The sequence below is a fragment of the Bradyrhizobium sp. P5_C11_2 genome (assembly GCF_054049755.1).
Genome location: NZ_JBFULT010000037.1, coordinates 1 through 20,812, shown reverse-complemented (window position 1 = coordinate 20,812; position 20,812 = coordinate 1). Strand labels below are relative to the sequence as shown.

Here is a 20,812-nt window from a genome sequence, read left to right as displayed (position 1 = left end):
CTACGGGGGTCGTTTACTTCGCATCCTCCAGGATCATGCTCGCGCCCTTCTCGGCGATCATCGCCGTCGGCGTGTTGGTATTGCCCGACGTGATCGTCGGCATGATCGAGGCATCGACGATGCGCAGGCCGCTGAGGCCGTAGAAGCGCAGGCGCTCGTCGACCACCGCCATCGGGTCATTCGCCGCGCCCATCTTCGCCGTGCCGACCGGATGGAAGATGGTGGTGCCGATGTCGCCGGCGGCCTTCGCGAGCGACGCATCGTCGTCGCCGACGGAGGGGCCGGGCAGATATTCGCTCGGGCGGTACTTTGCGAGCGCCTTCTGCTGCATCAGCCGGCGGGTGGTGCGGATGGCGTCGGCGCCGACCTGGCGGTCGTCGTCGGTCGACAGATAATTCGGCGCGATGATCGGCTTCTCGTCCGGGCTCGCCGAGCGCAGCCGCACGGTGCCGCGCGAGGTCGGCTGCAGATTGCAGGCGCTCACCGTGATCGCGGGGAAGCGGTGCAGGGGATCGCCGAACTTGTCGAGCGACAGCGGCTGCACGTGGAACTGGATGTTGGCGCGCGCGCGCGTTGGATCGGAACGCGTGAAGATGCCGAGCTGCGACGGCGCCATGGTCAGCGGACCGCGGCGTCGGAAGGCGTAATCGAGCCCCATCAGGCCGCGGCGGAACAGATTGTAATAGGTCTCGTTGAGCGTGCGCACGCCCTCCACCTTGTAGATCGCGCGCTGCTGGAGATGGTCCTGGAGATTGCGGCCGATACCGGGCTTGTCCATCACGATGTCGATGCCGAGCGGCGACAGCCAGTCGGCGGGCCCGATGCCGGAGCGATGCAGCACCTGCACCGAGCCGATCGAGCCGGCCGAGAGGATCACCTCGCGCCTGGCGCGCGCCTCGATGATCTCGCCGTTCTGGATGAAGCGCACGCCGGCGGCGCGGCCCTGCTCGATGATCAGGCGATCGACCAGCACGTGCTTCTCGAGCCGCAGATTGGGGCGGTTCAGCGCCGGCTTGAGAAAGCCGCGCGCCGACGACCAGCGCCGGCCGCGCTTCTGGTTGACGTGGAAATAGCTGGTGCCTTCGTTGTCGCCGGTGTTGAAATCCGGAATGCGCTTGATGCCCATCTCCTCGGCGGCATCGCCCACCGCATCGAGAACGGCCCATGACAGCCGCGGTGCCTCGATGCGCCAGCCGCCGCCGGCGCCGTGATGCTCGCTTGGCCCAAGGAAGTGATCCTCGAGCCGCTTGAACAGCGGCAGCACGTCGCCATAGCTCCAGCCGGTCATGCCGAGCTGGCGCCAGTGATCGTAATCGGCGGCCTGTCCGCGCATCGAGATCATGGCGTTGATCGCCGAGGAGCCGCCGATCACCTTGCCGCGGGGATAGGCGAGCGAGCGGCCGTTCAGGCCCGGCTCGGCCTCGGTCTTGAACATCCAGTCCGAGCGCGGATTGCCGATCGCGAAGAGATAGCCGACCGGGATGTGGAACCAGATCCAGTTGTCGTTGCCGCCGGCCTCGAGGATGAGGACTCGGTTCTTGGGATCGGCCGAGAGTCGGTTGGCGAGAATGCAGCCCGCTGTGCCGGCCCCGACGACAATGTAGTCAAACTCACCTTCAAGCCGCCTTGGCATTCTGCTTCCACCCGGATGGTCACTTAACGTTCCGTCCTAATAGGCAGACGCGGGGGACCGGGACAAGCCCGGCCATGTCGCGCGTACAGGGCACCCTTCGATCCGCGACGGTTAGGTGGACCGGCGCTTGCATGGTAGACAGTCCTGTATTCCCAACAAAGCTTGAGACCCTCCATGCCCATCGTGAACCGCGTCGCCGACCTTCAACCAGACATCCAGGCCTGGCGGCGGGATATCCACCAGCACCCCGAGCTGCTCTATGATGTCCATCGCACCGCAGCATTCGTCGCGGACCGTCTGCGCGAGTTCGGCTGCGATGAGGTCGTCACCGGCCTCGGCCAGACCGGCGTGGTCGGCGTGATCAAGGGCAACAAGCCGGCCGGCGAGGGCCTCAAGACCATCGGCCTGCGCGCCGACATGGACGCGCTACCGGTGGAGGAGCAGACCAACCTGCCTTACGCCTCGAAGAATCCGGGCAAGATGCACGCCTGCGGCCATGACGGCCACACGGCGATGCTGCTGGGCGCCGCGCGCTATCTGGCCGAGACCCGCAATTTCGCCGGCGATGCAGTGGTGATCTTCCAGCCCGCCGAGGAGGGCGGCGCCGGCGGCGCGGCCATGGTCAAGGACGGGCTGATGGAGCGCTTCGGCATCGAGCAGGTCTATGGCATGCACAACGGCCCCGGCATCCCGGTCGGCTCGTTCGCGATCCGGCCGGGCCCGATCATGGCGGCGACCGACGAGGTCGACATCATGATCGAGGGCCTCGGCGGCCATGCCGCGCGTCCGCACAAATGCGTGGATTCCGTGCTGGTTGGTGCGCAGGTGATCACCGCGTTGCAGTCGATCGTCGCGCGCAGCGTCGATCCGCTGGAATCGGCCGTGATCTCGATCTGCGAATTTCACGCCGGCAACGCCCGCAACGTCATTCCGCAAACCGCGACGCTGCGGGGTACAATCCGCACGTTGTCGCCGGAGGTGCGCAAGCTGGTCGAGAAGCGCGTGCACGAAGTGGTGGCGGGCGTGGCACAGATCACCGGCGCCAAGATCGACCTGCACTACAAGCGCAATTATCCGGTGGTGGTCAATCACGCCGCGGAGACCGAGGTGGCGAAGCGCATCGCCAAGCAGGTCGCGGGCGACGCCAACGTGCACGAGATGCCGCCGCTGATGGGCGGCGAGGATTTCGCCTACATGCTCGAAGCCCGTCCCGGCGCCTTCATCTTCTGCGGCAACGGCGACAGCGCCGGCCTGCATCACCCCGCCTATAATTTCAACGACGAGGCGATCGTGTTCGGCACGTCCTACTGGGTCAAGCTGGTCGAGGAATCACTCGCCGCGTCATAAGGCCGAGCTCGAAGCACAAACGAAAAGGGCCCGTGCATCGCACGGGCCCTTTGTCTTTGCGGAATGATCGGCTCAGAAGATCCGCGAGAAGATCRCGTAGAGCGTGGCCGACAGCGCGATCGCGCAGGGCAGCGTCAGCACCCAGGCCATCAGCAGGTTGCGGATGGTCGCCAATTGCAGGCCCGAGCCGTTGGCCGCCATGGTGCCGGCGACGCCCGACGACAGCACATGCGTGGTCGAGACCGGGAGGCCGAACACGTCGGCGGCGCCGATGGTGGCGGCAGCCACGAGCTCGGCCGACGCGCCCTGCGCATAGGTGAGATGGGTCTTGCCGATCTTCTCACCGACGGTGATGACGATGCGCTTCCAGCCGACCATGGTGCCGAGGCCGAGCGCGATCGCAACCGCAACCTTCACCCAGGTCGGGATGAACTTGGTGGCGGCATCGAGCGAGCCCTTGTAGGCGTTCAAGGTCGCGACCTCTTCCTTGTTGAGGTCGTTTTCCTTGTCCTTCATCAGGAAGCGGATCGCCTCCGAAGTCAGGTACATGTCGTTGCGGGTGTTGCCGACGGCTTCCGCCGGCACCTTGGTCAGCGAGCCATACTTGGCGACCTGGTCGCCGACGTCCTTCACCAGCACGGCGAGCGAGGGATAGGTGCCCTCGTTGATGTGGTGCAGCGCGATGTACTGCGTCACCGCCGGACGGGGATCGCCGATGATGCTGTGGCCGGCGCCCTTCGCCGAGATCACCTTGGCAGCGGCGTCCGAGGTCTTCTGGAACTGGGCGACCTGGGATTCCGGCAGCGCGCGGTTGAGCGCGTAGGCCGTCGGGACGGTGCCGATCAGGATCAGCATGATCAGGCCCATGCCCTTCTGGCCGTCGTTGGAGCCGTGCGCGAAGCTGACGCCGGTGCAGGTTGCGATCAGCAGGCCACGGATCCAGAGCGGCGGCGCCTTGTTGCCTTCGGGCGCCGAGTACAGAGCCGGGTTGCGCACAATGAACTTGAGCAGCAGCAGCAGCACGGCGGCGCAGATGAAGCCGAACAGCGGCGACAGCAGCAGTGCGTAGCCGATCTCGGTGGCCTTGCTCCAGTCCACGCCCGAGGTGCCGTCGCGGCCGCGCATGACGGCATTGGCGATGCCGACGCCGATGATCGAGCCGATCAGCGTGTGCGAGGAGGAGGCGGGAAGCCCGAAGAACCAGGTGCCGAGGTTCCAGATGATCGCGGCAATCAAGAGCGCGAACACCATGGCGAAGCCGGCGCTGGAGCCGACCTGCAGGATCAGCTCGACCGGCAGCAGCGAGACGATGCCGAAGGCGACCGCGCCGGAGGAGAGGAGCACGCCGAGGARGTTGAAGAAGCCCGACCACATCACCGCGACTTCGGCCGGCAGCGAATGGGTGTAGATCACGGTCGCCACCGCGTTGGCGGTGTCGTGGAAGCCGTTGACGAACTCGAAGCCGAGCGCGATCAGCAGCGCGACGAACAGGAGGATGTAGGGCAGGAAGGTGGTCACCTTCGTGCCGGTCGCATTGACGTCGACATAGATGCTGTAGGCGACGAACAGCAGGCCTGCGGCGAGGACGCCGAAGAACAGGATCATCGTCAGCGGATTGAAACCCTTGTCGAGATTGGGCCGCGAAGCCGGCTGGACAGGCGTTGGATCGCTTATTGCTCGGTCGAATGCTACGTCGGTCATGTCTGGACGCCCCTTAACCATTTGGAAGGGCTATTGTCCGCGATGGATTTGAAGTCTGGATGACAACCGCTGCGTGAAAGGCGTTTTCCCGCCAGTATTCAGGCGGCGCGCGCGGATTTCCTCTGCAAGTTGGCGGCGATCTTCAGGTCTTCGACAAAGCGCTGATATTCCAGCACTTTGGCCGCCGGATCTGGCAGCCGGAGCAGATAGGACGGGTGCACCGTCACCAGCGCCTTGCGGCCGTCGGGAAGGTCGATCAGCCGGCCGCGGGTCTTGCCGATCGGGGTGATCTTGCCGAACACGCTTTGCGCGGCGGTGGCGCCCATCGCGACGATGAGCTCGGGCTGGATTGCCGAAACTTCCCGCTCATACCATTGCCGGCAGGCCCGGATCTCCGGCGTCGCCGGCTTCTGGTGCAGGCGGATTTTTCCGCGCGGCACGAATTTGAAATGTTTCACCGCGTTGGTGACATAGACCTTCTTGCGGTCGACACCGGCTTCCTCCAGCGCGCGGTCGAGCATCTGGCCAGCCGGGCCGACGAAGGGATGGCCGGCGAGGTCTTCCTTGTCGCCGGGCTGTTCGCCAACCAGCATGATGGTTGCGTCTTTCGGCCCCTCGCCGAACACGGTTTGCGTCGCGTCCTTGTAGAGCGGGCAGGCACGGCAATGCGCGGCCTCCTCGCGGAGCGCTTCGAGATCGTCGGCGGCTGCCTTGTGTCCCATGATGGCTTCCGGACGTGGGGAGATCCGTCCGCCGGTCCAGCGTTCGGCATCGGCGAGCAGAGGTCCAAGTATCGATCCAAGTATCGATGCGTCCTGGAGGTTCCTCCGGCGCTTCGCCGGCGCGTCAGTCGTCGTCAGCCGGTTGGGCTGGAAATGGCGCCGCCAGGTTTCCTCCAAATGGCCTGGGGCCGGCCACTCCGTCCGGCTGATCCCGGGCGTGAAGGAGATCGCGTGACCGTCCCAATGGGCACAAACGTCAGGCGTGAGGATCGACCAGGGCATATCGGCAAAACGACGCGCGAAGAACGGCGCGGCGAATGCGACGATGTGATGCTCCGGCTCGAACCAGGCGGCGTAATGCGCCTTCTGCTCGCGCCCGATCTCGCGGAAGCGGACGAGGTCGCGCATCCGCTGCGCATCGCGCTGCACGCTGCCAGCCATCGCGGTTGCTTGCGCCACGTCGGGATCGGTCATCGTTGCGAGCAGGTCGTGATCGGCCTTCAACCGCCACAGCAGGCGATAGAGCCGCGCAAAGCGCTCCTCGTCGCGATGCAGGATCGCGACACGGGCAAGCTCGATGAAATTGGCCGGCACACTGAACGTGCTCTCGGTCTCGATCGGCGGAAGGTTCGGTGCTTCGGACAGGCCGGGCGGCACCTGGTCTTTCGTCTGGCCCTGCACGTGCCACGTCACGTCCGCCGGCGCGACGTGATGCAGCGCGAATGCGCGTGCGGCTTTACGCCAGCCGTCGAAATCGGTCTCGCTGTCCAGGGTGATGAGGTACATGGAACTCGAATCCTCTTGATTCCGCTCATGAATTCGAAGGCGCGCCAATTCGATTGACTCCARGGGCGCCGTTAGCTTTATATTAGAACATATCATGAACAAATGAGCCAGCCGCTGGTTCTCTTTTTGAGAGCCGCCGGCAATCACCTCTGAAGGAGCGGCGAGCATGAGCGCACGCATCAGCGCGCTTGCGACCTTGCGCAGCCAGATCGAGACCGAGGTCGTGCATCATCGCGATCGCGTTGCGCTCGGCCACGGCGAGGCCGACGAGGCACTTCAGGGCGGGCTCGCGCGGGCTGTGATCCACGAAGTGTTTTGCGAGGGCCGCCAGGGCGCGGCCGCGACCGGGTTTGTCACGGGACTTGCGGGCCGTGTGACGGCGCGCAAACCGCTGTTGTGGGTGCGTCAGGATTTTTCGGAAGTTGAAACAGGCGCGCTGTCGATGAGCGGGCTCGCCGAGCTCGGCCTCGATCCGGGCCGCGTGGTGATGGTGCGCGCCGCCGATGTGGAGAGCGCGCTGCGCACCTCGGCCGATGCGCTCGCCTGCGACGCGCTGGGCGCCGTCGTGCTCGAGCTCTGGGGCGAGACGCGGCAGTTCGATCTCGTGGCGAGCCGCAAGCTGACGCTCGCCGCGCAGTCCTCCGGCGTCACCGGTCTGCTGCTGCGGATGGCCGCGCAACCTTTGCCCTCGACTGCCGAGACCAGATGGATGCTGCGCGCGGCGCATTCGCCGCCGGGGGCGATGTGGAGTGCCTGGGGCGCGCCGCGCTTCGATGCCGAGCTCGTTCGCAATCGTCATGGCCCGTGCGGCCGATGGATCATGGAATGGAAATGTGATGAGTGCCAGTTCTCTGAACCGCCGGCGTATCCTCAGCCTGTGGCTGCCGCGCCTGCCCATCGACCGGATCCAGCGTTTTTTCAACGGCGCGCTGGGTAAGACCAAAGCGTTTTCAAGCGAAGTGGGTACCGGTTCGCGTGAAGAAAACGCGTCAAAACAAAAAGATGAGCCAAGCGTTGTCGTCATCAAGGACAACAATGCGCTGGTGATCCATGCGCTCGACGATGCCGCGTCGCATTTGGGTCTGCATATCGGCCAGCCCTTGGCCAATGCCCGGGCGATGTGCCCGGACTTGCGGGTGTTCGACGCCGATGTCGTGGCCGATGCAAAGACGCTCAGCGACATCGCCGACTGGTGCGACCGTTTCACGCCGCTGGTGGCGCTCGATCCGCCGCACGGGCTGTTCCTCGACATCACCGGCTGCGCCCATCTGTTCGGCGGCGAGGCTGCGCTGTTGCAGACGCTGGTTCGTGCGCTTGCCCGGCAGGGCTTTGCCGTCAGCGCGGCGATTGCGGGCACCTCGGTCTGTGCGCGCACGCTGACGCGGCAGGCCTCCGGCACCATCGTTACCGATGGCGGGGAGGCGGCGGCGATCAGCCGGCTTCCGGTATCCGCGCTCGGCGCGGGCGAGGCCATCACCACCGGCTTGCGCCGTGCCGGCCTGAAAACCATCGGCGATGTCGCCTCGCGCAGCTCCCATGAGATCACGGCGCGGTTTGGCGCGGGGTTCTCCACGCTGCTCGCGCATGCGCTGGGGCAGGGCGATGCGCCGATCAACCCGCGAAAACCGCTGCCCGATTACATCGTGGAAAAACGCTTCGCCGAGCCGATCGCGACCGACACCCTGATCGCGATGACGCTGTCGCGGCTCGCCGACACGCTGATCGCGTCGATGGAGAAGCAGGGCAAGGGCGCCCGGCGTCTCGAAGCCGCCTTCTTCCGCACCGACGGCGTGGTGCGCGCGATCATGGTCGAAACCGGCCGGCCGGTGACACGCAGCGCAGTGATCGACCGGCTGTTCCGCGAGCGGCTCGATGCGCTCGCCGATCCGCTCGATCCCGGCTTCGGCTTCGACATGGTGCGGCTGTCGGCGAGCCGCACCGAGATCGTGGTGCAGGAGCAGCGCGATCTCGACGCCCATGTCCACGACAATGACGAGCTCGCCGCACTGATCGACCGCATCGCCGCGCGCATCGGCGGAAAGCGCGTCGTCGTGCACCTGCCGCAGGACACGCATATCCCGGAGCGTGCGGTGCTGGCCGTATCAGCGCAGCACCACCTCGCCGCCGCCATGCAGGCCGAATGGCCGGCGCGCGCCGAGAGCGARCCGCCGCTGCGCCCGCTCAGGCTGTTCGACAAGCCGGAGCCGGTCAAGGTGCCGTTCGCGACCGTGCCGGACGGTCCGCCGCATCAATTCACCTGGCGGCGCGCGCTGCATGCGGTGGTGCGGGTGGAAGGGCCCGAGCGCATCGCCATGGAATGGTGGCGCCAGGACGGCAAGCAGCTGACGCGGGATTATTTCCGCATCGAGGATGCCGAGGGCCTGCGCTTCTGGATCTTTCGCGACGGTCTTTACGACGAACTCGTCGATGACGAAGGCAAGCCTGTTCCCCCTCAATGGTATGTGCACGGTCTCTTCGCATGACGACATCGACCTATGCCGAGATCGGCATCACCACGAATTTCTCCTTCCTGCGCGGCGGATCGGACCCGCGCGCCTATGTGCACCAGGCGAGCATTCTGGGCATCCCTGCGATCGGGATTGCCGACCACAATACCCTCGCCGGCGTGGTGCGTGCCTACAAGGAGCTCGACAATGCGGACGTGTTGAACAAGCCGAAGCTGCTCATCGGCGCACGCATCGTCTTCATCGACGGCACGCCCGATATCCTGGTCTATCCACGCGACCGCGCGGCTTACGGACGGCTGTGCCAGCTTCTCACCAGGGGCAAGCGCGGCGACGACATCACGCGGATCGAGAAGGGCGAATGTCATCTCTGTTTCGGCGATCTCCTGGAATTTGCGCGGGGCCAGCTCCTGGTCCTGACATTGCCGTATCGGTTTGATGCGGCGAAGGCGCAGGCCATTCTCACCAGGCTGAAGGCGAGCGAAGCCGACGGGGTGTGGCTGGCGGCGAGCCTGATCTATCGTGGCGACGACCGGCGCCGCCTGGCGCGGCTCGATGATCTCGCGACGGCGGCAAAGGTACCGCTGCTCGCGACCAACGAGGTGCTCTATCACCATCCCGCGCGCCGTCCGCTCCAGGACGTGTTGACCTGCATCCGGGAAAAGACCACGATCGAGGCGGTCGGACGGAGGCTGGAGGCCAATGCCGAGCGGTTTCTGAAAACGCCCCAGGAGATGTCGCGGCTGTTCCGCGATTTCCCCGAGGCGGTCGCGGAGACGATGCGTTTTGCAAACAAGATCGAGTTCACGCTCGACCAGCTCAAATACCAGTATCCGGACGAGCCGGTGCCGCCGGGCAAGACGGCGCAAGGCCATCTGGAGGACCTGACCCGGGCGGGCGTACAGAAATATTTCGGCGGCAACATCGACGACAAGCTTCGCGCGACCCTGAAGAAGGAGCTCGCGCTGATCGCCGAGCTGAAATACGCGCATTATTTCCTCACCGTGCACGACATCGTCCACTACGCGCGCAGCCAGAACATTTTGTGCCAGGGCCGCGGCTCGGCGGCGAACTCGGCCGTCTGCTACGTGCTCGGCATCACCTCGGTCGATCCGACCAAGGTCGATCTGCTGTTCGAGCGTTTCATCTCCAAGGAGCGGCTGGAGCCGCCGGACATCGACGTCGATTTCGAGCATTCGCGGCGCGAGGAGGTGATGCAATATGTCTATCGCCGCTATGGCCGCCATCGCGCCGCGATCATCGCGACCATCATCCATTATCGCCCGCGCAGCGCCATCCGCGACGTCGGCAAGGCGCTGGGCCTGACCGAGGACGTCACCGCCGCGCTCGCCGACACCGTCTGGGGAAGCTGGGGCAAGGGCCTCAACGACATGCAGGTCAGGCAGGCCGGGCTCGATCCGCAAAATCCCATGATCAATCTCGCGGTCGAGCTTGCGACCGAGCTGATCGAATTCCCGCGCCATCTCTCCCAGCATGTCGGCGGCTATGTGCTGACGCAAGACCGGCTCGACACCTATGTGCCGATCGGCAACGCCGCGATGGAGGACCGCACCTTCATCGAATGGGACAAGGACGACGTCGACGCGCTCAACATGATGAAGGTCGACGTGCTGGCGCTGGGCATGCTGACCTGCATCCGCAAATGCTTTGACCTGATCGACCAGCACAAGGGCCGGCGCTTTGTGCTGGCGAGCGTCCCGCAGGACGATCCCAAGGTCTACGACATGCTGTGCCGTGGGGAATCGCTTGGCGTATTCCAGGTCGAGAGCCGCGCCCAGATGAACATGCTGCCGCGGCTGAAGCCGCGGACATTCTATGATCTCGTGATCGAGGTCGCGATCGTGCGTCCGGGACCGATCCAGGGCGACATGGTGCATCCTTACTTGCGGCGGCGGAACGGCCAGGAGAAAGTGAGCTACCCCTCGCCATCGCCCGAACATGGTCCCGCGGACGAGCTTTACAAGGTTCTGCACAAGACGAAGGGCGTGCCTTTGTTCCAGGAGCAGGCGATGCGCATCGCGATCGAGGCGGCAAAATTCACCTCCGAGGAGGCCAACGGCCTGCGCCGCTCGATGGCGACCTTCCGCAATGTCGGCACCATCGGCAAATACGAGGACAAGCTGGTCGGCAACATGGTCGCACGCGGTTACGACCCCAACTTCGCCAGAAGTTGTTTCGACCAGATCAAGGGTTTTGGCAGCTACGGCTTCCCGGAAAGCCACGCGGCAAGCTTCGCGCAGCTCGTCTACATCTCGTCATGGCTGAAACATCATCATCCCGATGCCTTCTGCTGCGGCCTGTTGAATTCGCAGCCGATGGGCTTTTACGCGCCGGCGCAGATCGTCGGCGACGCCCGCAAAAACGATGTCGAGGTGCGCGACATCGACGTGTCCCACAGCTTTGCGCAGAACACGCTGGAAAACACCGGCGATCGGTATTGCGCCGTGCGCCTCGGCTTCCGCCAGATCGACGGCTTTCACTGGCTCGATCCGGATGAGGAGAGGCTCAGGGAAGATCAGGCAAAACGGCAGGGCGTGGGATATGCCGGTCAGGAAGACTGGGCCGACCGCATCGTCGCCGCCCGCAACCGCYGGCCCTTCACCTCGCTGGAGGACTTCGCTCGCGACACCGGGCTGCCCAAGCGCGCGCTGATCCTGCTCGCGGACGCCGACGCGTTCCGCTCGCTCGGGCTCGATCGCCGCGAGGCGCTGTGGCAGGTGCGGCGGCTGCCCGACGATTTGCCGCTGCCGCTGTTCGAGGCGGCCACCGCGCGCGAGCAGCCGGACGAGCACGCAAAACCGCTCCCGGTGATGCCGCGCGCCGAGCAGGTGGTCGCGGATTACCAGACCATCCGGCTTTCACTCAAAGGCCACCCGATGGAATTTTTGCGCGAGATGTTGACGCGCGAGCGGGTGGTGGCCTGCAAGGACATCAGTCATGAGAACGAGCGGCGTCGCGTCCGCTGCGCCGGCGTGGTGCTGGTGCGGCAGCGGCCGGGCAGCGCCAGCGGCGTCGTGTTCATGACGCTGGAGGACGAAACCGGCATCGCCAATGTCGTGGTGTGGCCCAAGATCATGGAGCAGTACCGCAAGGAGGTGATGGGCGCGCGCCTCATCCAGGTCGAGGGCTATATCCAGAGCAGCCCCGAAAAGGTGACGCATCTCATCGCCCAGCGCATGATCGACCGCTCGCACGATCTGATCGGCCTCGCCAATGACGCGCTGAGCCGCAAGCATCCGGGTCCCGCCGGCGCCGACCTGATCGAGCCGCTCAACGACGACCGCCGCGACCACGCCGATGCCCCCGCCCAGAAAATCCGCCACCCCCGCAACGTCCGCATCCTGCCGCCGTCGCGGGATTTCCATTGAGGCCTCTCAACCATCCCCGATGTCGTCCTGGCGAAGGCCAGGACCCATAACCACAGGGTGGAGTTTGGCGAAGACTCTCAGTTGTGCGGCTGGTCGCGTGTACAACAACAACCCGTCGGGGTAATGGGTCCTGGCTTTCGCCAGGACGACACCGAGTGTGTGGTCGATTGCGCCGCTCCCGCCTTCACTCCGGCGCAGCCCCAACCGGCGGGCCGCCGGGCGGGCGGTGCAGGTAAGTCAGCGAGACGTAGGCGCCGGCCCAGGAGCCGAGCGCCGCGAAAGCGACATAGAAGGCGTTTTCGGTGTAGCTGATCACCGCGTAGGAGGAGAGCATGTACCAGACCGCGCTCCAGTTCGCCGCCGGCACGCGCTTGCGCGCGATCACGGCGGAGGTGAACATGACATAGACCGCGTCGGTGGCCGCCGTTGCGATGAACACGGCGCCGGCGGTGAGGGGATCGATGGCGGCCATTGCGTTCCTCTGTGTGCTGATGGAAGGTCGCAAAGCTAAGGGAGAGAAGCGGACATGCAAAGCCCCGCCGGCATTCTCAGCGATATCTGGACCTCCGTCGGCGGCGATCCTGCCGCGCTCGGCAATGTGCGGTTGACGGGCGAGGAGCCGCAGGTCCCATCCTCGTTTCGCGTTGCCGTTGCCGGGCAAGCGACGATCGCCGCCGCCGGCCTTGCCGCTGCCGAAATCTGGAGGATGCGCGGCGGCGAGGTGCAGGACGTCAGCGTCGACATCCGCCACGCCGTCGTCGAATGCCGCTCCGAGCGCTATCTGCGCGTCGACGACAAGCCGCCGCCGCCGGCGTGGGACGCCATTGCCGGCGTCTACCGGACCGGCGACAACCGCTTCGTCCGCTGCCACACCAATTTCCCGCATCACCGCGACGCCGTCTGCAAGGTGCTCGGCTGCGAGCCGGAGCGCGAGAAGGTGCAGGCCGCGCTGATGCAATGGAAGGGCGAGGATTTTGAAACTGCGGCTTACGCCGCCGGCGGTGTCGTTGCCCTGATGCGCTCTTACGACGAATGGTCGGCGCTGCCGCAGGCGCGAGCGCTGACCGAACTGCCGCTGCTCTCGATCGAGAAGATCGGCGAGGCTCCGCCGAAGCCGTGGCCAAAAGGCGATCGTCCGCTCTCGGGCCTCCGCGTGCTCGATCTTTCCCGCGTGATCGCAGGCCCGGTCGCCGGCCGCACGCTCGCCGCGCACGGCGCGGACGTGCTGCTTGTGTCAGGGCCCGAGCTGCCCGCCATTCCCTGGCTCACCATCGATACCGGACGCGGCAAACTCACCACGTTCATTGAGCTCAAGAGCGAGGCGGGGCAGGCGCAATTGCGCGAGCTTCTGAAACAGGCCGACATCTTCTCGCAGGGCTATCGCCCACGCGCGCTCGCCGCCCTCGGCTTCGCGCCGGAGCAGGCAGCCAGCATCAATCCCGGCATCGTCTACGTCACGCTGTCGGCCTATGGCCATGCCGGCCCGTGGGCGAAGCGGCGCGGCTTCGACTCGCTGGTGCAGACCACGACCGGCTTCAACCACGCCGAGGGACGGGCCGCCGGCATTGACGGGCCGAAGGAACTGCCGGCACAAATGCTCGATCACGCCACCGGCTATCTGATGGCGTTCGGCGCGATGATGGCCAGGGCGCGCCAGGCCCGCGAAGGCGGCAGCTGGCACGTGCGCGTGTCGCTGGCCCAGACCGGACGCTGGCTGTGGAATCTCGGCCGGCTCGAAGGCGGCCTGAACACCCCGGATATTACGGGCGAGGCTGTACATGCTGCGTTCATCGAGAGCATGCCATCTGGCTTCGGCGCCTTGAAGGCGGTGCGCCATTCGGCGCTGCTGTCGAAGACGCCGGCACGATGGAGCCGTCCGGCGATGCCGCTCGGAAGTCATCCGGCACAGTGGCCGGCTCGAAGCTGACACGGGGCTTACTTGGAGCTGACGCGTCGCAAAATTTTAACGCAAACCGCAAGGCGATCGGCACTTTTTAGGTTGTTTGCAATCTCAATTCGGCACTATTAGCGCGACCGATGTGGCAGTCATTTGCCGAGATCGTCGCAGACCTGACCGGGCCCCATGGTAGTTGAAAATACCGAGCGATTGCAGGTGTTTACAAAACAACGGATGATCACATCCGTAGTTCTACTGGCGCTCGCCGGCGCCGGGGCCTATGGCTTCCTGCGTGCCGGGGCCAAGGAGAAGAGCCACTCCGAAGTCTCCAGCCAGTCGCGCAGGAATGCGCAGAATTTCACGCCGACGCCGTCCGAATGGGCGACGCTGAGGATCGAGCCGGTCAAGGCCAAGACCTTCCGGGCCGAATATGTCACCGAGGGCAAGGTCGCGGTCGACGAGGACCGCTCGACGCCGGTGTTCTCGCCCTATGCGGGACGGGTGACCAAGTTGCTCGCCAAGCCGGGTGAGAGCCTGAAGCAGGGTCAACCGCTGTTCACAATCGAAGCCGCCGACACCGTGCAGGCGCAGAACGATTTCATCACGGCGATGACCTCGCAGAACAAGGCGAAGTCGGCGGTCGATCTCGCCGACATCCAGTTCAAACGCGCCAAGGATCTCTACGAAGGCCACGCCATTCCGCTGAAAGATTATCAGCAGGCCGAAGCGACCCAGGTCCAGGCGCAGAACGACATGCGCTCCTCGGCGACGGCGCTGGAGGCCGCGCGCAACAAGCTGCGCATCCTCGGCTTCACCGACGAGACCATCAAGGCGTTCCAGGACAAGGGCACCATCAATCCGGAGGTCACGATCTACTCGCCGATCGCCGGTACGGTCGTGCAGCGCAAGATCGGTCCGGGCCAGTACGTCAATTCCGGCGCCAGCGATCCGGTCTTCGTGATCGGCGATCTCTCCTCGGTCTGGCTCACCGCCTTCGTGCGCGAAAGCGACGCCGCCTCCGTGTGCATCGGGCAGGACATCACCGTCAACGTGATGGCGCTGCCCGGCCATCCGCTGACCGCCAAGATCAACTACGTCGCCACGGCAATCGACCCCAGCACCCGCCGTCTCCTCGTCCGCGCCACCATCGACAACAAGGACGGACTGCTCAAGCCGGAGATGTTCGCCAACGTCACGATCTACTCCGCAGGCGACCGCGCGGCACCCGCGGTGCCGAAGCAGGCGCTGATCTACGAAGCCGACCAGGTCCGCATCTGGGTCGCGCGCGAGGACAAGTCGGTCGAGCTGCGCCAGATCAAGATCGGGCTCATCAATGGCAACCTCGTCGAGGTGACCAGCAACCTGCAACCCGGCGAGCAGGTCGTCACCAAGGGCAGCCTGTTCATCGACCGCGCGGCGTCCGGCAGCTGATCGACGACCCAAAAAACAAGACAACTGAAGACCTGAATGGATCGCCTCGTCGCCCTTGCCGTCAACCGGCGCTTCCTGATGGTCGGGATGTTCGTCGCCGTGCTGATCGGCGGCCTGATCGCGTTCAACCAGCTCAACATCGAGGCCTATCCCGACCCGACCCCGCCGATGGTCGACATCGTGACGCAGAGCCCCGGGCTGTCGGCGGAGGAGATCGAGCGCTACATCACGATCCCGATCGAGACCCAGGTCGCAGGTCTGAAGAACCTCACGACCATCCGCACCATCTCGCTCTACGGCCTCTCCGACATCAAGCTCCAGTTCTCCTTCGCCTACACCTATGACGAGGCGCAGCAGCAGGTCTTGAACCGCCTGGCGCAGCTCGCGCCGCTGCCGGGCAATGTGCAGCCGCAGATCTCGCCGCTCAGCCCGATCGGCGAAATCTTCCGCTACCGCCTCGTCGGTCCGCCGAACTACAGCGTGCTCGACCTCAAGACCATCCAGGACTGGATCCTCCAGCGCCGCTTCCGCGCCGTGCCCGGCGTCATCGACGTCACCGGCTGGGGCGGCAAGAGCAAGACCTACGAGCTCCAGGTCGACTTCAACAAGCTCGTCGCCAACGGCCTGACGCTGCCGCAATTGCTCCAGGCGGTCAGCAATTCCAACGTCAATGTCGGGGGCAACACCGTCAATATCGGCCAGCAATCGGCCGTGGTCCGCGGCGTCGGCCTGATCCGTTCCATCGACGACCTCGCCAACACCATGGTCTCGCAGACCAACGGCAATCCGGTGCTGGTCAAGGACGTCGCCACCGTCACTGTCGGTCAAAAACCCCGTCTCGGCATTGCCGGCCTCGACGATTCCGACGACATCGTGCAGGGCATCGTCCTGATGCGCCGCGGTGAGCAGAGCTCGCCAACCATCAAGCGCGTCCACCAGCTCGTTCAAACCATCAACAACTCCAGCATCCTGCCGCCCGGCGTGCGCATCGAGCGCATCTACGATCGCGGGGACCTGATTGAGCTCACCACCCACACCGTGCTGCACAACATGGTGGTCGGCATCCTCCTGATCGTGCTGTTGCAATGGATGTTCCTCGGGGATCTGCGCAGCGCGCTGATCGTCGGCGCCACGATTCCGTTCGCGCTGTTCTTTGCCGTGATCATCCTGGTGTTGCGCGGGGAATCGGCAAACCTCCTGTCGGTCGGTGCGATCGATTTCGGCCTCATCGTCGACGCCACCGTCATCATGGTGGAAGCCATCTTCCRCCGCCTGACGCAGACCACGCCGGTGTCGGAAACCGAGCATATGTCGAACGAGACGCTGTTCGGCATGAAGAGCCACGCCATCCTCAGCGCCGCCGCCGACGTGTCGCGCTCGATCTTCTTTGCCGCGGCGATCATCATCGCGGCGTTCCTGCCGCTGTTCACGCTGTCCGGCGTCGAGGGCAACATCTTCGGGCCGATGGCGCGGACCTATGCCTATGCGCTCGCCGGCGGGCTGCTTGCGACATTCACGGTCACCCCGGCGCTGTCCGCGATCATCCTGCCCGCGCATGTCGAGGAGACCGAGACGAAGGTCATGCTGATCCTGCACCGGATCTACATGCCGGTGCTGAATTGGGCGGTCGCCAACCGCGGCATCATGCTCGGCGGCGCCGTCGGTCTCGTGCTGATGACGGTGGCGCTCAGCCGGCTGCTCGGCCTCGAATTCCTGCCGAAGCTGGAAGAGGGCAATCTCTGGATCCGTGCCACGCTGCCGCCGACCATCTCGCTCCAGGAAGGCAACACCTACGTCAACGAGATGCGCAAGCTGATCCGCGCCCGGCCCGAAGTGGAATCCGTGGTGTCGCAGCACGGCCGCCCCGACGACGGCACCGACGCGGCCGGCTTCTTCAACGCCGAGTTCTTCGCGCCACTGAAGCCCGCGAGCCAGTGGCCCGGCACCCACGACAAGGAGGAGCTGACCGCGCAACTGCTGAAGCAGCTCGACGACCGCTTCCCCGGCGTCGAATTCAACTTCTCGCAGTACCTCCAGGACAACGTCTCCGAAGCCGTCTCCGGCGTGAAGGGCGAGAATTCGATCAAGCTGTTCGGCAGCGATCTCCAGGCGCTCACCGATACCGCCAACAAGATCAAGTCGGTGCTGGCGACGGTGCAGGGCGTGACCGACCTCGCGGTGTTCACCTCGCTCGGGCAGCCGACCATCCAGATCGACATCGACCGCGCCAAGGCCGCGCGCTATGGGCTCGCGCCCGGCGACATCAACGCCACCATCAAGGTCGCGATCGGCGGCGACACCGCGGGCGACATCTATGAGGCGGGAAGCGACCGTCATTTCCCGATCATCGTCCGCCTTGCGCCGGAATTCCGCAGGAGCGCGGAGGCGATCCAGAACCTGAGGATCGGCGCGCCCGGACCGAACGGCACCGTCACGCAGATTCCCCTGAGCGAGGTCGCCAGCATCAGCCTCGTCTCCGGTGCGGCCTACATCTATCGCGAGCAGCAGGAGCGCTATCTGCCGATCAAATTCTCGGTGCGCGAGCGCGACCTCGGCAGCGCGATCCGCGAGGCGCAGCAGAAGATCGCCGCCCAGGTGCAGTTGCCGCCCGGTGCGCACATGGACTGGGTCGGTGAGTTCGGCAACCTTCAGGACGCGATCCGGCGCTTGTCGGTCGTGGTGCCGATCTCGCTGGCGCTGATCGGCGTCCTGCTCTGGTTCAATTTCGGCTCGATGACCGACACGCTGCTCGCCATGAGCGTGATTCCGATGGCGATCTTCGGCGGCGTGCTGGGTCTCCTGATCACCGGCACGGCGTTCAGCGTCTCGGCGGCGATCGGCTTCATCGCGCTGTTCGGCATCGCCGTGATGGACGGCATCATCATCCTGTCGCAGTTCAACCAGCTGATCGACGAAGGCATGGATCGCGTGAGCGCGGTGATCCGCACCGGCGAATTGCAGCTTCGGCCCGTGCTGATGACCTGCGTCGTCGCCGGTGTCGGCCTGCTGCCGGCCGCGCTGTCGGAGGGCATCGGCTCGCAGGTGCAGAAGCCGCTCGCGGTCGTCGTCGTCACCGGCATGATGCTGGCGCCGGTCGTGATCCTGGTGACGCTGCCGGTGCTGATCTCCTTCTTCTCCCGCCGCGCGCGATAAGGCCGTCAGAATCCGTAGAGTCGCGCCGGATTGTCGACCAGGATCTTCCTGCGCACATCCGCATCCGGCGCCCACACCGGGAGCTGGTTGAGCAGCCGGCCGTCGTCGATCGGGTAGAACGGCGCGATGTCGGTGGCCTTGCGTCCGGGCACCTGGGCGGAATCCGGATGCGGCCAGTCGGTGCCCCAGACGATACGGTCCGCATTCGCCGCGATCAGCGCCCGCGCATAGGGCACCATGTCCTGGTAGTCCGGCGCGAGCTTTGACGAGCGATAGGCGCCGGAAATCTTCACATAGGCCTTGCCGGATTTGACGAGCGCGACCAGGTCGGCAAATCCCGGCTGCTCCACTCCGAGCGGGGCCTCGAGGCCGCCGAAATGGTCGAACACGGCCGGCACCGGTGCGGCGAGGACGAGGTCCTTGATCGCCGTGATCATCGGCAGCGTCGTGTAGAGCTGCACGTGCCAGCCGCGCGCCGTCATGCGTTCCACGGCGGCGGTGAAGCGGGCGCGTCCGACATTGGGGTCGCCGATGCCGTCGGTCGCGAGATTGATGCGGATGCCGCGAAAACCCTCCTGCTGCATCGCATCGAGCTGGGCCTCCGTGGTCTTGTCGTCGATCACGGCCACCCCGCGCGCGGTCGCGCCACGCGCCTTCATGCCGAACAAGCTGGAGGAATTGTCGGTGCCGTAGACGCTCGGCGTCACGATCACCACGCGCTCGATATGCAATGCCTTGTGCAGCGCGGCCATCTCCTCCGGCGAGGCCGGCTCCGGCGTATAGACGCGCCCGGCGAAGAACGGAAACCTTTCGGGATCGCCGTGGATATGCGTGTGGCAGTCGCAGGCATGGGCCGGCATGTCGAAATTGACCGGCGTCGCGGGCTGCGACGCCTTGGCGTGGGCTTTGTTGGTCATGGCTACTCCGGCGGCGAGGGAGGCAAGCAGGACGCTGCGTCGGTTGAGCACGGGTTCTCTCCCTGCATCATTGTTCTGTCGTGGCAGAATATCACGTCCCCGGGGGGCATCTTCGTCCGGCCGCTGCATGGCTGGTGAGCGCTGCCAGGAGCTCTTCAGGGATCGTCGGCGAGAGCAGGGCATTGAACCGGCGCGTATCCGGTTTGACTAATGATCCGCGCACCCGGATCATCGCCGTCCCACCGGAATCACCTTATGCAAAAATCCTTTGGCAAATTCAAAGCAGGCTTATCGGCCGCGGCCGTCCTGGTCGCCCTGTTCGGCGTCTACGGCTTCCGCAAGCTCCAGGCGCTGGCGGCCGATCCGACCGGGCCGAAGGATTGCCGGGCCGCGGACGATATCGGCGAAAAAGGCAAGATCGACCTGGACAAGGTGAGGGCGATTGCCCCGCTCCAGGGCGTAAAATGGTCGCAGCTCGGCGGCAGCATCAATGATGCGAGTTGTCTCAACCGCACCGAGATCTACGGCGTGGTCGAGGTGCACAGCGTCGACGATATCGCCAGGACGCTGGCCTTTGCCCGCGACAACAAGCTGCCGGTGACGACGGCCGGCGTGCGCCATTCCATGGGCGGGCAGGCATTCCGCAAGGGCGGCATCGTGCTGGACATGCGCGGCTTCAACCGCATCGCGCTCAACGAGGCGGCGCACAGCGTCACCGTACAGCCCGGCGCGACGTGGCACGACATCCAGATCGCGCTGCATCCGCGCTTTGCGGTGCGCGCCATGCAGTCGACCGACATCTTCAGCGTCGGCGGCTCGATCTCGGTCAATGCCCACGGCATGGATCATCAGGCCGGCGCGCTGGCCCGCTCGATCAAGGCTATGAAGGTGATGCTCGCCGACGGTTCGATCAAGAATGTCTCTTCAACCGAGAATACGGAGCTGTTCAACCTCGTGGTCGGCGGCTACGGCCTGTTCGGCGTCATCGTCGAGGCCGAGCTCGATATTGCCGACAACACGGTCTACCAGACCGGGCGGCGCGTGCTGGACTACAAGACCTTTCCCGCGCTGTTCGCCGGCGAGATCGAGAAGGACGGCAATATCGGCCTGATGTACGGACATCTGTCGACCGCGCCGAGCAGCTTCCTCCAGGAAATGCTGCTCTACACTTACACCAAAGCCGACGGCGCCGACTTCAAGCGCCAGCCGCTCGGCGAGGTCAGCGGCACCAAGCTGCGGCGGCTGACCATCAACCTGTCCAAGCAGGGTCCGTTCTTCCAGGAGCTGAAATGGCTCTCGGAGAAGCACATCGAACACCGCATGGAGACCTGCACGGTGACGCGGGCGCAGGCGATCGCCTCGGGCGAAGCC

The 20,812-nt window shown here is 65.2% G+C and carries 13 protein-coding genes; 8 read left to right on the top strand and 5 right to left on the bottom strand.

Annotation, left to right across the window (positions count from 1 at the left end):
* Window positions 1-13: 13 nt before the first annotated feature.
* Complete coding sequence (locus tag ACXJL8_RS06480) at window positions 14-1,633, bottom strand: GMC family oxidoreductase (RefSeq protein WP_456619150.1); 1,620 nt, start codon at window positions 1,631-1,633, stop codon at window positions 14-16.
* 174 nt (window positions 1,634-1,807) lie between these two features.
* On the opposite strand from ACXJL8_RS06480, the gene ACXJL8_RS06475 reads away from it, so the two are divergent.
* The gene (locus ACXJL8_RS06475; protein WP_456619149.1) at window positions 1,808-2,980 is read left to right on the top strand and encodes a M20 aminoacylase family protein; all 1,173 of its coding nucleotides are present in this window, start codon (window positions 1,808-1,810) and stop codon (window positions 2,978-2,980) included.
* 72 nt (window positions 2,981-3,052) lie between these two features.
* Here the strand turns inward: ACXJL8_RS06475 and ACXJL8_RS06470 are convergent, their stop codons facing one another.
* Together ACXJL8_RS06470 and ACXJL8_RS06465 are read right to left on the bottom strand one after the other, a co-directional pair.
* Window positions 3,053-4,681 carry an inorganic phosphate transporter gene (locus tag ACXJL8_RS06470; RefSeq protein WP_456684762.1) on the bottom strand — a complete coding sequence of 543 codons (1,629 nt, stop codon included), beginning with the start codon at window positions 4,679-4,681 and terminating at the stop codon, window positions 3,053-3,055.
* A gap of 98 nt (window positions 4,682-4,779) precedes the next feature.
* A complete protein-coding gene (locus ACXJL8_RS06465; protein WP_456619147.1) occupies window positions 4,780-6,189 on the bottom strand; it encodes a UdgX family uracil-DNA binding protein in 1,410 nt (469 codons plus the stop codon).
* 166 nt (window positions 6,190-6,355) lie between these two features.
* On the opposite strand from ACXJL8_RS06465, the gene ACXJL8_RS06460 reads away from it, so the two are divergent.
* From ACXJL8_RS06460 to ACXJL8_RS06450, 3 genes are read left to right on the top strand one after another with little or no spacing between them, the layout of a single operon-like run.
* On the top strand, window positions 6,356-7,126 hold the full coding sequence (locus tag ACXJL8_RS06460) for an ImuA family protein (protein ID WP_456619146.1): 771 nt from the start codon (window positions 6,356-6,358) through the stop codon (window positions 7,124-7,126).
* Window positions 7,026-8,672, top strand: coding sequence for a Y-family DNA polymerase (locus ACXJL8_RS06455; RefSeq protein WP_456619145.1), 1,647 nt, complete (start codon window positions 7,026-7,028; stop codon window positions 8,670-8,672). Before ACXJL8_RS06460 ends, ACXJL8_RS06455 begins: the two co-directional genes overlap by 101 nt.
* Window positions 8,669-12,043, top strand: a complete 3,375-nt coding sequence (locus ACXJL8_RS06450; protein WP_456684761.1) for an error-prone DNA polymerase — start codon at window positions 8,669-8,671, stop codon at window positions 12,041-12,043. The genes ACXJL8_RS06455 and ACXJL8_RS06450 overlap by 4 nt, the downstream gene beginning before the upstream one ends.
* A 184-nt stretch (window positions 12,044-12,227) precedes the next feature.
* Here the strand turns inward: ACXJL8_RS06450 and ACXJL8_RS06445 are convergent, their stop codons facing one another.
* Window positions 12,228-12,515 carry a hypothetical protein gene (locus ACXJL8_RS06445; protein WP_027544123.1) on the bottom strand — a complete coding sequence of 96 codons (288 nt, stop codon included), beginning with the start codon at window positions 12,513-12,515 and terminating at the stop codon, window positions 12,228-12,230.
* 54 nt (window positions 12,516-12,569) lie between these two features.
* Here ACXJL8_RS06445 and ACXJL8_RS06440 point away from each other — a divergent pair, with 54 nt between their 5' ends.
* The 3 genes from ACXJL8_RS06440 to ACXJL8_RS06430 all read left to right on the top strand — a co-directional run bounded on the left by ACXJL8_RS06440 (window position 12,570) and on the right by ACXJL8_RS06430 (window position 18,524).
* Entirely contained in the window at window positions 12,570-13,970 is a 1,401-nt protein-coding gene (locus tag ACXJL8_RS06440; RefSeq protein ID WP_456619143.1) for a CoA transferase, read from the top strand.
* A gap of 156 nt (window positions 13,971-14,126) precedes the next feature.
* A complete protein-coding gene (locus ACXJL8_RS06435; protein WP_456619142.1) occupies window positions 14,127-15,371 on the top strand; it encodes an efflux RND transporter periplasmic adaptor subunit in 1,245 nt (414 codons plus the stop codon).
* Window positions 15,372-15,407: 36 nt separating this feature from the next.
* On the top strand, window positions 15,408-18,524 hold the full coding sequence (locus tag ACXJL8_RS06430) for an efflux RND transporter permease subunit (RefSeq protein ID WP_456684760.1): 3,117 nt from the start codon (window positions 15,408-15,410) through the stop codon (window positions 18,522-18,524).
* Window positions 18,525-18,529: 5 nt separating this feature from the next.
* On the opposite strand, the gene ACXJL8_RS06425 is transcribed toward ACXJL8_RS06430, so the two are convergent.
* Window positions 18,530-19,492 carry an amidohydrolase family protein gene (locus ACXJL8_RS06425; RefSeq protein ID WP_456619140.1) on the bottom strand — a complete coding sequence of 321 codons (963 nt, stop codon included), beginning with the start codon at window positions 19,490-19,492 and terminating at the stop codon, window positions 18,530-18,532.
* Between the two features lie 204 nt (window positions 19,493-19,696).
* Between ACXJL8_RS06425 and ACXJL8_RS06420 the strand changes: the two genes are divergently transcribed.
* A partial coding sequence (locus ACXJL8_RS06420; protein ID WP_456684759.1) for an FAD-binding oxidoreductase occupies window positions 19,697-20,812 on the top strand: 1,116 nt, incomplete at its 3' end.

What these genes read in the sequence shown, in the direction of transcription:
- ACXJL8_RS06480 (WP_456619150.1), bottom strand. Translation starts at nt 1,633, where the DNA reads ATGCCAAGGCGGCTTGAAGGTGAGTTTGACTACATTGTCGTCGGGGCC.
- ACXJL8_RS06475 (WP_456619149.1), top strand. Translation starts at nt 1,808, where the DNA reads ATGCCCATCGTGAACCGCGTCGCCGACCTTCAACCAGACATCCAGGCC.
- ACXJL8_RS06465 (WP_456619147.1), bottom strand. Translation starts at nt 6,189, where the DNA reads ATGTACCTCATCACCCTGGACAGCGAGACCGATTTCGACGGCTGGCGT.
- ACXJL8_RS06460 (WP_456619146.1), top strand. Translation starts at nt 6,356, where the DNA reads ATGAGCGCACGCATCAGCGCGCTTGCGACCTTGCGCAGCCAGATCGAG.
- ACXJL8_RS06445 (WP_027544123.1), bottom strand. Translation starts at nt 12,515, where the DNA reads ATGGCCGCCATCGATCCCCTCACCGCCGGCGCCGTGTTCATCGCAACG.
- ACXJL8_RS06440 (WP_456619143.1), top strand. Translation starts at nt 12,570, where the DNA reads ATGCAAAGCCCCGCCGGCATTCTCAGCGATATCTGGACCTCCGTCGGC.
- ACXJL8_RS06435 (WP_456619142.1), top strand. Translation starts at nt 14,127, where the DNA reads ATGGTAGTTGAAAATACCGAGCGATTGCAGGTGTTTACAAAACAACGG.